Origin of the sequence: Tolypothrix sp. FACHB-123 (assembly GCF_014697075.1) — a bacterium.
GTDB lineage: Bacteria > Cyanobacteriota > Cyanobacteriia > Cyanobacteriales > Nostocaceae > Aulosira.
Genome location: NZ_JACJRE010000035.1, coordinates 1 through 11,906, shown reverse-complemented (window position 1 = coordinate 11,906; position 11,906 = coordinate 1). Strand labels below are relative to the sequence as shown.

At 44.1% G+C, this 11,906-nt stretch carries 8 protein-coding genes; 2 read left to right on the top strand and 6 right to left on the bottom strand.

The window, feature by feature from the left end; translation table 11 throughout:
* Positions 1-151: 151 nt before the first annotated feature.
* Positions 152-2,410 (bottom strand): photosystem I core protein PsaA, encoded by a 2,259-nt coding sequence (gene psaA, locus H6G41_RS21420; protein WP_190748401.1) that lies wholly within the window; start codon positions 2,408-2,410, stop codon positions 152-154.
* A 677-nt stretch (positions 2,411-3,087) separates the two neighbouring features.
* Between psaA and H6G41_RS21415 the strand changes: the two genes are divergently transcribed.
* Entirely contained in the window at positions 3,088-4,767 is a 1,680-nt protein-coding gene (locus H6G41_RS21415; protein ID WP_190748486.1) for a hypothetical protein, read from the top strand.
* A 148-nt stretch (positions 4,768-4,915) separates the two neighbouring features.
* Here the strand turns inward: H6G41_RS21415 and glsA are convergent, their stop codons facing one another.
* From glsA to H6G41_RS21395, 4 genes are all read right to left on the bottom strand, one after another.
* Complete coding sequence (gene glsA, locus H6G41_RS21410; RefSeq protein ID WP_190748399.1) at positions 4,916-5,830, bottom strand: glutaminase A; 915 nt, start codon at positions 5,828-5,830, stop codon at positions 4,916-4,918.
* 35 nt (positions 5,831-5,865) lie between these two features.
* Positions 5,866-6,921, bottom strand: a complete 1,056-nt coding sequence (gene dusB, locus H6G41_RS21405; protein ID WP_190748397.1) for a tRNA dihydrouridine synthase DusB — start codon at positions 6,919-6,921, stop codon at positions 5,866-5,868.
* A 161-nt stretch (positions 6,922-7,082) separates the two neighbouring features.
* A complete protein-coding gene (locus tag H6G41_RS21400) occupies positions 7,083-7,916 on the bottom strand; it encodes an Rpn family recombination-promoting nuclease/putative transposase (protein ID WP_190748395.1) in 834 nt (277 codons plus the stop codon).
* A 71-nt stretch (positions 7,917-7,987) separates the two neighbouring features.
* On the bottom strand, positions 7,988-8,980 hold the full coding sequence (locus tag H6G41_RS21395) for an ADP-ribosylglycohydrolase family protein (RefSeq protein ID WP_190748394.1): 993 nt from the start codon (positions 8,978-8,980) through the stop codon (positions 7,988-7,990).
* A gap of 478 nt (positions 8,981-9,458) precedes the next feature.
* On the opposite strand from H6G41_RS21395, the gene dnaK reads away from it, so the two are divergent.
* Positions 9,459-11,363: a molecular chaperone DnaK gene (dnaK, locus tag H6G41_RS21390; protein ID WP_190748393.1), complete on the top strand. Its 1,905-nt coding sequence runs from the start codon at positions 9,459-9,461 to the stop codon at positions 11,361-11,363.
* Positions 11,364-11,464: 101 nt separating this feature from the next.
* On the opposite strand, the gene H6G41_RS21385 is transcribed toward dnaK, so the two are convergent.
* Positions 11,465-11,728, bottom strand: coding sequence for a type II toxin-antitoxin system VapC family toxin (locus H6G41_RS21385; RefSeq protein ID WP_199316248.1), 264 nt, complete (start codon positions 11,726-11,728; stop codon positions 11,465-11,467).
* Between the last annotated feature and the right edge of the window lie 178 nt (positions 11,729-11,906).

The following is an 11,906-nucleotide window of genomic DNA, read 5'->3' as shown; positions in this document are numbered from 1 at the left end:
CATCAGGTTTCAGCTTTAATTTCGGATTTTAGCTTTTGGTGATAGATTGGGGATTTTGGGCTAAATCTCAAATCTTCCTGGTTTGGCAGTTGCTCGTGGGTTATAACTCCCAGAGCAAGCTACCTCACCAAAACCCTAAATTCGCTGATTGCTAGCCTACTGAAAGAATGTGTGCGTGGAAGAATGCCCAGGTAGTAGCAATTCCTCCTAGGAGGTAGTGAGCTACACCTACTGCCCGACCTTGAGTGATGCTCAAAGCACGAGGCTGAATGGATGGTGCTACCTTCAGTTTATTATGCGCCCAAACGATGGACTCAATCAGTTCTTGCCAGTAGCCACGACCACTGAACAGGAACATCAAGCTGAATGCCCATACAAAGTGAGCGCCTAAGAACATAAGTCCGTAAGCAGACAGTGCACTTCCGTAGGAGTTGATTACTTGTGAAGCTTGCGCCCACAAGAAGTCACGCAACCAACCGTTGATTGTGATGGCACTTTGGGCAAAGTTACCACCAGTAATGTGAGTTACATTACCTGCTGCGTCTACTGTTCCCCATACATCAGACTGCATCTTCCAACTGAAGTGGAAAATTACAATTGACAGGGAGTTGTACATCCAGAATAGTCCTAGGAAGACGTGATCCCAACCAGAAACTTGGCAGGTACCACCACGACCAGGACCGTCGCAAGGGAAGCGGAAGCCCAAGTTAGCTTTGTCTGGAATTAGACGAGAGCTACGAGCAAACAGCACACCCTTGAGCAGGATGAGGACAGTTACGTGAATAGTAAAGGCATGAATGTGGTGAACCAAGAAGTCTGCTGTACCTAAAGCAATAGGAGCAGCGGCTACTTTACCACCTACAGCCAAAATACCACCGCCAAAGACATAGCTAACTGGTTCTAGAGCATTAGGTGCAGTTGAACCAGGAGCTAAGGCATGGATATTTTGTACCCATTGTGCAAATACTGGCTGCAACTGAATTGCTGTATCAGAGAACATGTCTTGGGGACGACCCAATGCACGCATTGTGTCGTTGTGGATGTAAAGTCCAAAGCTGTGGAAGCCGAGGAAAATACAAACCCAGTTTAAGTGAGAGATAATCGCATCTCGGTGACGAATCACCCGATCCAGTACGTTGTTTTGGTTTACAACTGGATCGTAATCCCGAACCATGAAGATTGCTGCGTGAGCAGCGCCCCCAACGATTAGGAAACCACCAATCCACATATGGTGAGTAAAGATACACAACTGTGTAGCGTAATCAGTTGCCAAATATGGATAGGGTGGCATCGCGTACATGTGGTGCGCGATGATGATGGTCAAGGAACCCAAGAAGGCAAGGTTAGTACCTAATTGAGCGTGCCAAGAAGTGGTCAGGTTTTCGTAAAGACCTTTGTGGCCTTCACCAGTGAAAGGACCTTTATGGTTTTCGAGGATCTCTTTAATGCTGTGACCGATACCCCAATTGGTGCGGTATTGGTGACCAGCAATGATAAACAGTACAGCGATCGCCAAGTGGTGGTGAGAAATATCTGTCAGCCACAAGCCGCCTGTTACTGGGTTGAGACCACCCTTGAAGGTTAAGAAGTCAGCATACTGACCCCAGTTCAAGGTGAAGAAAGGTGCCAAACCACTAGCAAAGCTGGGATAAAGCTCTGTCAACAAGCCTTTGTTCAGGATGAACTCATGGGGCAAGGGAACGTCTTTGACGGCTACCCCTGCATCCAACAGCTTATTGATTGGTGCGGACACATGGATTAAGTGTCCAGCCCATCCCAAGGAACCGCAACCTAGCAATACTTGTAGGTGGTGGTTCAGCATGGACTCCACATTCTGGAACCATTCCAGTTTGGGAGCGCGCTTGTGGTAATGGAACCAACCGGCAAACAGGAATAAGCCTGCTAATACCAAGCCGCCGATGGCAGTACAGTACAACTGGAAGGAGTTGGTAATACCCCAGCCACGCCATACTTGGAACAAGCCAGAGGTGATTTGAATACCGTGGAAGCCACCGCCAACATCACCGTTTAAAATGTCTTGTCCGACTATGGGCCAAACGACTTGCGCACTAGGCTTAACGTTTAGAGGGTCGCTTAACCAAGCTTCGTAGTTGGAAAACTTAGCGCCGTGGAATATCATCCCGCTCAGCCAAATGGTCACTACGGCTAAGTGACCGAAGTGGGCAGCAAATATCTTGCGGGAGATGTCTTCTAGATCGCTTGTATGTGTATCAAAATCGTGGGCGAGGGCGTGCAGGTTCCAAATCCATGTGGTGGTTTTGGGACCTCTGGCTAAAGTTCTGTCGAAATGACCAGGTTTTGCCCATCTTTCAAATGAGGTAGGTACTGGATCGTTATCGACTATCACTTTTGCCTTTTTTTCCTCTCGCTCCGGAGGACTAATCGTCATTCGACCTCCTCTCTAGATAAGGAATGAGGAATCAGGAAACCACAAAGTTAACCATTACCGCATCCTCCAGAAAATTCTGGGGGGCGATGAAGACCCGATGTGGAAGTTTGTTTCTGTTGAATTATAAAGTCTTAACTTGTACATTGTTGGCGATAATTTAACAATAATTCAAAATCACCAAAATAACTGTCCAATCTGCCTTTGAAGTTCAAAGCAATGGACAAAAAGTCAATAGATTATTCATTTAATTTACAAAGGAACACAATTCGTAAACATTATAGGTTTTTGCCGTACAGCAAGGATTCTGGCTGTTACCCTTGTTACAGTCTGATTTAAATTACGATTAGCAAAAAACTGTCAAAAAAATGACATCTTCATGCTATGTCTCCAAAAATCTTGGGCGAAAAATTTATTGATTAAGCTCAATACGGGGAAGTAGACACAGCAGATAAGGAACTTGTGTAAATCTCTCCCGCAGCTAAATCCGAGTAATACAAAAACGGTTTTCATCGCTGAAAACTTTGTCAGCAAGGACAACTGACATAAGTAGGGCGGTAGTATGGCGGTAAAAATTATGCTGATTAAAGCAGATCTCACCTTTTGGGCTATAGTTCCCTATGGACAGTTTGAGCCAAAATAATTTGGCAGTTGTTGAAGACGATCGCTCGGTAGAAGGCATGAACTCTTGGCACAAAAAAGTTTTAGAGAATCTCCTCACGAGGAGATTCGCAGTTGTAAGATGGCTGATGACATTGTTAATAGTCTTGAGTTTGGCTAGCTGTGGCGAAAAAGCTGCCAGCCAAGATGTGTCTTTTGGTTATACAGACAAGTCACAACAGATTGCCAAAGAGTTTGCGGAAGTTTCCCCACCAACGACAATCCAAGAACTTCGCCCAGCCTTGGAAGGCTATCAGCCACAGGTGGCAATAATTACACCCCAACCTGAGGAAGTTCTACCAGAAAATAAAGTTACAGTCCGCTTTCAAGTAAAGGATCTACCCATATTTAAGAACCCTGAACTGGAATTAGGGCCTCATCTGCATGTAATTCTTGATAATCAACCTTATACACCTGTTTATGATTTAAATCAGCCCCTGGTGTTTTCAGACTTAGCTCCAGGGACTCATACTTTGCGTGTCTTTGCTTCGCGCCCTTGGCATGAGAGTTTTAAAAATGAGGGTGCTTATGCCCAGACACAATTTCATATTGTTACCAAAACTGAAGATAACAACCCCGATCCATCTCTACCTCTGTTAACCTACAGCCGTCCTAAAGGCGACTATGGGGCAGAACCTATCCTACTGGATTTTTACCTCACTAATGCCCCGCTGCACCTCTTAGCGCAAGACAACTCCAAGGATGATCTCAGTGATTGGCGGATTCGCTGCACGATTAATGGTGAAAGCTTCGTTTTAGATCGTTGGCAAGCTGTTTATCTCAATGGCTTTAAACCTGGTAAAAATTGGGTAAAACTGGAATTTCTCGATAATCAGGGTAATCCTGTCAAAAATGTCTTTAATACCACAGTTGGAATAATTAACTACCAGCCCAATGGTAAAGATACACTTTCGAGAATTGTCAAAGGGGAACTGACAGCGGATCAGGTACGTGGCATTGTAGACCCGAATTATACTGCTAAAGTCCCAGAACCTACACCTACACCTAAAGCCACACCCGAACCACAGCCAACTCCAGAAGTTGAGGTTCCAGAAACCCCGATAACTCAGCCAACTGAATCGAAACAGCCAGAACCGACAATAGAACCACAACCAGAGGTAACGCCAACTCCTGAGGCTACTCAGTCACCAGAAAAACCAAAATCTGGGGCATATTTCCAGCGTCGTCCTCGTCCTGTAGCTACTCCATCCCCTAGTGTTTCGCCAACGCAACCACAGGTAATACCAACACCAACTGTGACAGCATCGCCACAGCCAGAAGCGACACCAACGCCGACTGTTACAGAAACACCACAACCAGTAGTAACACCAACACCGACTGTTACAGAAACACCACAGCCAGAAGCGACACCAACGCCGACTGTTACAGAAACACCGCAACCAGTAGTAACACCAACACCGACTGTTACAGAAACACCACAGCCAGAAGCGACACCAACACCGACTGTTACAGAAACACCGCAACCAGTAGTAACACCAACGCCGACTGTCACAGAAACACCACAGCCAGAAGCGACACCAACACCGACTGTTACAGAAACACCACAGCCAGAGGTAGAACAGCCTTTAAAAACGCGATTAAGCAAATATTTTCAGCGTCGTCCACGCCCTACACCTCAAACATCACCGAGTGTTGCGCCTACAACACCAGAAATTGTTGAGCCTCCTGTATCTAATTAAGGGGGATATCTCTCGCTACGTCCGAAATTCCGCCGTTAACCTATAAAGGTGCTGCTAATTTAACAAAGCCTGCTTTGGCAGGCTTGATAATTAAAAAAACTACTGGTCTTAACTTTAAACAACTGCATCCTCTGGTTGATATTTGTGTTCATCCAAAAATACTCAACTCTAGCTGCTGTGCTAAAGTTTCGACAAATGCTAACCCTGCTACTGGATTTCCCACTGTATCTAAGGCAGGGCTGTAACAAGCGATCGCTCCTGCGCCTGGTATTATTGCTAACAGTCCACCACTTATGCCTGATTTCATCGGTAGACCGATTCTGACAGCAAACTCAGCAGATGCTTCATACAATCCGCAGGTTAACATTACAGCATTAACAATTCGACGGTTTTTTGGTGATATTATCCCATCTCTCACTGCTAAGAGTTTGCCAATTAAAGCTAAGTCTTCTACCTTTCCCGACAAGCAGCATATTTGTTCGTATGTGTCAAGTGATATTTCTGGAAGCTCAATATGTTGGCTTTGGGCGAGATAATTAGCGATCGCTTGATTAGCTGGCGAACGTGTTAAGCGAACTGAAGCTAGCATTAATTCATCTAACTTTAGCTGACAACCTGCTAATTGATTTAGCCATTGACAAAAACGCTGAGTGCGATCGCTAGCATTATCGCCTGGTAATTTAGCAGCTAAAGTAATAGCGCCACTGTTAATCATCGGATTGCGGGGGTAACCGCGATCGGCAATTAATTGATCTAGGGAATTAAACGGTGCTTGTGATGGTTCAACGCCTACCCATTGCAAAACCTTCTCTGCGCCGAAAGTTTCTAGCAGATAGAGTAGCGAAAACGCTTTAACTACACTCATGAGTGGGAATACATAATCTGTATCGCCAACGCTGTAATTTTGTCCGGTAACACAACAGATGTGAACCGCAAACCAATAAGGATTAGCCATGTTTAATCGCGGAGTGCGATCGGCTACTCGTCCGCGATGAACATGGGATTTAGCTTGCTCTACCCAAGTTGATAATGCTGTAGTGTTTATTCCTGAAAGTCTTGTCAAAATTAGTACAGATTCAAAATGATTGACTATGAACTTTAGGCTATAGCAAAGTTAGATTCTGTATCTACTTCCGGTTCATAACCCTTAGTCAATTGTTCAATGGCGCGATCGATTAAATCTAAACCTTGATTAACATTTTCCACTAAACTTAACTGTCCCCGTAAATCAGCAGCACCGACAAAACCTTTAGCGTACCAAGTCATGTGTTTACGGGCTTGACGAACACCGCGATCGCCTTTATATTCCCACAAGGCTTGTAAATGATCTCTGGCACATTCTAAACGCTGAATCGGAGTAGGTGGCGTTAACAGTTCTCCAGTTTTCAAGAAATGATCGACTTCTCCCACCAAAAACGGATAACCTAAAGTTCCGCGAGAACACATTACCCCATCAGCACCGGTTTGTTCTAAACATTTCACCGCCGCTTCTACAGAGAATATATCCCCGTTTCCAATCACTGGAATAGAAAGTACTTCCTTTACACGGGCAATCCATTCCCAACGTGCATTACCATTGTATCCTTGGGCACGAGTGCGTCCGTGGACAGTGATCATTTTTGCGCCAGCATCTTCCATTCGCTTGGCAAAATCAAGAATGGTAATTTCTTTATCATTCCAGCCAATACGGGTTTTAACTGTTACAGGGACATCAACAGCCTTTACCACTTCCCGCACAATTGCTTCTGCAACTTCTGGCTGACGTAACAGCGAAGAACCACCGCCATTTTTGGTAATTTTATTAACTGGACAACCCATATTAATATCAACAGTATCCGCACCCTCAGCGACAGCTTTGACTGCGGCTTCTGCTAAAAAATCTGGGCGACAGTCAAATAACTGTATGCTAATTGGTCGTTCCTTGGGGTCTACCTCCATAATTTTCGGTAACTGTTTCACATAGTGCAACCCCGTAGCATTTACCATTTCCGTGTACATCATCGAATCTGGCGCGTAGCGACGTACCAAACGGCGAAATACCAAATCTGTGACTCCAGATAAAGGTGATTGTAAAACTCGGCTGTTGACTGTAAACGAGCCAATTTTCAGAGGTTGAGAAAGTCTAGCTTGTAGGCTAGGAGAAAGAGTAAGCATATAAATAATCCAAAATTTCAAATTATTGATATTTCTTAATTAAAAGACTGATTGAGCGATCGCTAAATTTTCGATAATTTTAGTCACATCACACTTAGTGCTGTGAGGGTAATAATTTTCCTTGTTGTATAAGTCTAGTCAGAGATTTTAACGACGATCAGTTATCTATCATTCTGAGTTTTTGCTAGTTGTGCAGCATTTCTCACTTGTTCAATATCCAAATTCAAAGCTTGGGCAATTTGTTCAATTGTCAAACCTAACATTAGCATTCCAGAGATAGCATTTAAATTCGCTTCTGCAATACCTCTTTGTCTACCTTCCTCAATACCTCTTTGTCTACCTTCTTCTTGCGCTTCTTGATAAACTCTTGTCTGCTTCAACTCACTTAAACCAAACATACCTTCTATCTCCTCTCGACTCATAGTAGGAAACTTATAAACTAAGATTGTCTCTATCAATTCTAGTAACTGTCGCTGTTTTGATCCGGTGTTAATTTCCTGTTGGGTTCTGTTGATTAATTCCCTAGCACTTACAATTGCTGTATCTTTATCTTCCAGAACTAATTTAATAGTAGCAATACCAACTGGTAATGATGCTATTTCACCTAATTCATCCAGATAGATCCGACTGATACGCTGACTGGTGAATAATTCACTGTAATTATTGATATCTGATATATCTAGACTTCGCGTTGGATAAATGACTACTCCCCGCCAAGAATTTTTCGGTTGGTTTTGACGTAGGTATAAATAAATTTCCGAAACTAGGCGCGAATAAATTTCTGCGTCAGGTTGAAATTGAACTTCCACAAAGTAAATCGGATTCTGTTCTCCTTGGATTGGAAGAAAAACACCATCAATCCGAAATGCAGTCTGCTTAATTTCCACAGAGGAAAATTGATAAGCCTCTGCATTGTCGGGAGAGTTACCAATTAATTCAAAAAAAATTTCTGGTAGTTCTTGAAAAAGGCGATAAAAGATGCTGTCAGTTTTCACTCTGGCTGGGCTAAAATTTGCGCTTTTGCGATTTTACCGCTTTTACGCTGTTAAATTGGCAGCAAAAAAATTCAATCCCAAAGTTTACCTATTGTTGTGAGTCGATCGCGGTATTCAATACGAGTTACCCAATCTTCCGGCCAAGCAGCCATACCTAAATAAGCGCCAGCAAACGCCCCTGTTAAACAAGCAATTGAATCAGAATCACCTGCTGTGACTGCTGCACGTCGTAGTGCAGTTAATGGTTCTTCGGGAAATAGTAAAAAGCATAATAAACCTGTAGCAAATGCTTCTTCTGCTACCCAACCATCGCCTGTCGCTAAACAAGGATCGGCTTCGCGGTTGGGATTAGCTAATGCATTGTTGAGGCGATCGAGTACAGCGAGACATTCATCCCAGCCACGACTAATAAATTCCTCTGGTGTATTGATGTAGGAACGTTGCCAAAGCGAACCTAGCCAATCATGATGATAAACTAAGCGCTGACTCTGGGCATAGTTGTAGAGCCGGGAAGGTAAACCTTGGGGATCGCCACCACTGATCAGATCTGCGATCGCAGTTGCGGTTAAATTAGAAGCCGCCAAAGCTGTAGGATGACCATGTGTTAATGCAGCTTGAAATTGGGAAATAGCTGCACGAGTTGTTCCATCTAATCGCAACAAACCCACAGGCGCAACCCGCATATTGGCACCACAACCTTTAGAATTTACCCTAGTTGCTGCCTGCCAAGGTATCCCAGTTGCTAAAGCTTCACAAGCCCCCAAGCAAGTCATACCAGGCGCACGATTATTATCTGGACTATTTAACCACTCAACAAAGTTATGTGTGAGCGCTGCTTCCAAATTAGTTGCATTCCAGTTGACTGAGGAAGTCTCTATCAAAGCCTGCGCTACAGCTAAAGTCATTTGCGTATCGTCAGTCACTAGTGCTGGATTACTTTCTGGTACTTGCGGCCCATTAGGCGGAAAGCGACGACAGATTTCTGCAACGCTCAGAAATTCTGTCACAGCACCCAATGCATCACCAAGAGCCAGCCCAAATAAACATCCAGAAGCACGACGCATACAATTTTTCCCCACCCACAGTGAGTGAATAGAATCGACAAGGAAAACTAATCACAAATGACCAATGATCAATGACAAATGACTATTTACCATTGACTTATCCACTACTGACCACTGACCACTGACTACTGACAAACATTATAAAGACGGCAAACCCCACTTTGATTTTACGGTTCGCCCCAATTCCTGAAAGTATTAATTCTCATACATTAGTACAGTGTGCAAGCGAATTAATCCATGAGCCAACTCAATGCATCGTCAAGTTGAACCGTCCCTTAACAGGTTCGGGAAACCCCCTTTAATGAACTGACTACATAAGCTCAGTATATATATCAGCATAGTATTGGGTCTCATGCCCCAAAAAACCCCACCAAAGGTATTCATGCTGAACTGGCTGCATTAATCAACACAGTTGGTTCAAAAATTTAGACCTTAATAAATCTCATTCATTTGTAGTTATACGGAGCCAGCAGTTAAAATGGCAAAGGTAGTTGGAATAGACTTAGGTACAACAAACTCCTGCGTAGCAGTCATGGAAGGTGGTAAACCCACAGTTATTGCTAACGCAGAGGGTTTTCGGACAACACCATCTGTTGTAGCATTTGCGAAAAATGGTGATACTTTGGTAGGGCAAATCGCTAAGCGTCAAGCGGTGATGAACCCAGAAAATACTTTCTACTCTGTGAAGCGCTTTATCGGTCGTCGCTTCGATGAAGTAACAAACGAAGCGACAGAAGTTTCCTATAAAGTACTCAGCAGTAGCGGTAACGTTAAGGTAGACTCTCCTGGAGCTGGTAAACAATTTGCTCCTGAAGAAATTTCTGCTAAGGTTCTGCGCAAACTAGTTGAAGACGCTAGTAAATATTTGGGCGAAACTGTTACACAAGCTGTAATTACTGTTCCGGCTTATTTCAACGACTCTCAGCGCCAAGCTACAAAAGACGCTGGTAAGATTGCTGGTATTGAAGTTCTGCGGATTATCAACGAGCCGACAGCCGCTTCTCTCGCCTACGGATTTGACAAGAAGAGTAACGAAACCATCCTCGTATTTGACCTTGGTGGCGGTACCTTCGACGTATCTGTCTTAGAAGTTGGTGACGGCGTATTTGAAGTACTAGCTACATCTGGTGATACCCATTTAGGTGGTGACGACTTCGATAAGAAAATTGTTGACTTCTTAGCAGAACAGTTCCGCAAAGAAGAAGGTATTGATTTACGCAAAGATAGACAAGCCTTACAGCGTTTAACTGAAGCCGCAGAAAAAGCCAAAATTGAGCTTTCCAGCGTTACCCAAGCGGAAATTAACTTACCATTTATCACCGCTACCCAAGACGGGCCTAAGCACCTGGATACAACCCTCACCCGTGCTCAGTTTGAAGAACTCTGCTCTGACCTAATCGACCGTTCCCGCATCCCTGTAGAAAACGCTCTCAGAGACGCCAAGCTAACCAAAGACAATATCGATGAAGTGGTACTCGTGGGCGGTTCTACCCGGATTCCCGCAGTACAACAGTTAGTGAAGCGGTTGTTAGGTAGAGATCCTAACCAAACCGTGAACCCTGATGAAGTGGTAGCTGTTGGTGCTGCTATTCAAGCAGGGGTATTGGCTGGTGATGTTACTGGTATCTTGTTGTTAGACGTAACACCATTGTCTCTGGGTGTAGAAACCTTGGGTGGTGTGATGACCAAGATTATTCCTCGTAACACCACAATTCCTACCAAGAAATCAGAAGTCTTCTCCACAGCAGTAGACGGTCAAAGCAATGTAGAAATCCACGTTCTCCAAGGTGAACGGGAATTTGCTAACGATAACAAGAGTCTGGGAACCTTCCGCTTAGATGGTATTCCTTCAGCACCACGGGGTGTTCCTCAAATTGAAGTTATCTTTGACATCGACGCTAACGGTATTCTCAACGTTACTGCAAAAGACAAAGGTACTGGTAAGGAACAATCCATCAGTATCACTGGTGCTTCAACATTAGATAAAAACGATGTTGATCGCATGGTGAGAGAAGCTGAACAAAACGCTTCTTCTGATAAGGAACGTCGCGAGAAGATTGAACGCAAGAACCAAGCTGATTCCTTGGCTTACCAAGCAGAGAAGCAGTTGCAAGAATTAGGTGATAAAGTTCCTGCGGCTGACAAAACCAAAGTTGAAGGTTTGGTGAAAGACCTCCGCGACGCTGTAGCCAAAGAAGATGATGAGCTAATTAAGAAGCTGACACCAGAATTGCAACAAGCACTATTCGCAGTCGGTAGCAACATCTATCAACAAGCTGGCGGTGGTGCGCCTGGTGCGCCTGGTGCTGGTGATGGCGGCCCCACTCCTCCTTCTGGTGGTGGTGATGATGTCATTGATGCTGACTTCACTGAAACTAAGTAATTTCGTGGTTGAGGATGCGATCGCATCCTTACCCCCTATTACCCATCCAAGTTTATGCTTGGGTGGGAATTTTTTTATTTAGGTTTAATTGAGAAGCCTGATTACAGCGTCCAATCTATGATCGCTAATCTGGGTACTAAAGCAAAATCTCGTTGGTTACGGGTAACAACTGTGGCATTAAGAGATAATGCGATTGCAGCTATTCGCATATCTTTTTGCAATCGATTTTTCCGCAGAGGAGGATTCTCTTTCAGCAATTGTTTGAGACATTTATCAGCTTCTGGTGTGAAATCTAGGATCTCAACTGTTTGCAGATATTTGACGGTTGTCCACAGCTTTGAGTAGAGTGCGGGAAGATTATGCACTGAAGACGGCTCATTAATTTTACCAATCCAGCCGTTAAAAAGTTCTTGAACTGTAATTACCGTGACAGCAATTTGATGTAAGGGACTTCCAGAAAATAAACTATTCCATTAACAAGAATGATAATCATTTTAAGGGGGGAATGAAGGGGCTGCCGTCGGCAGCCCCTTCATTCCCCTT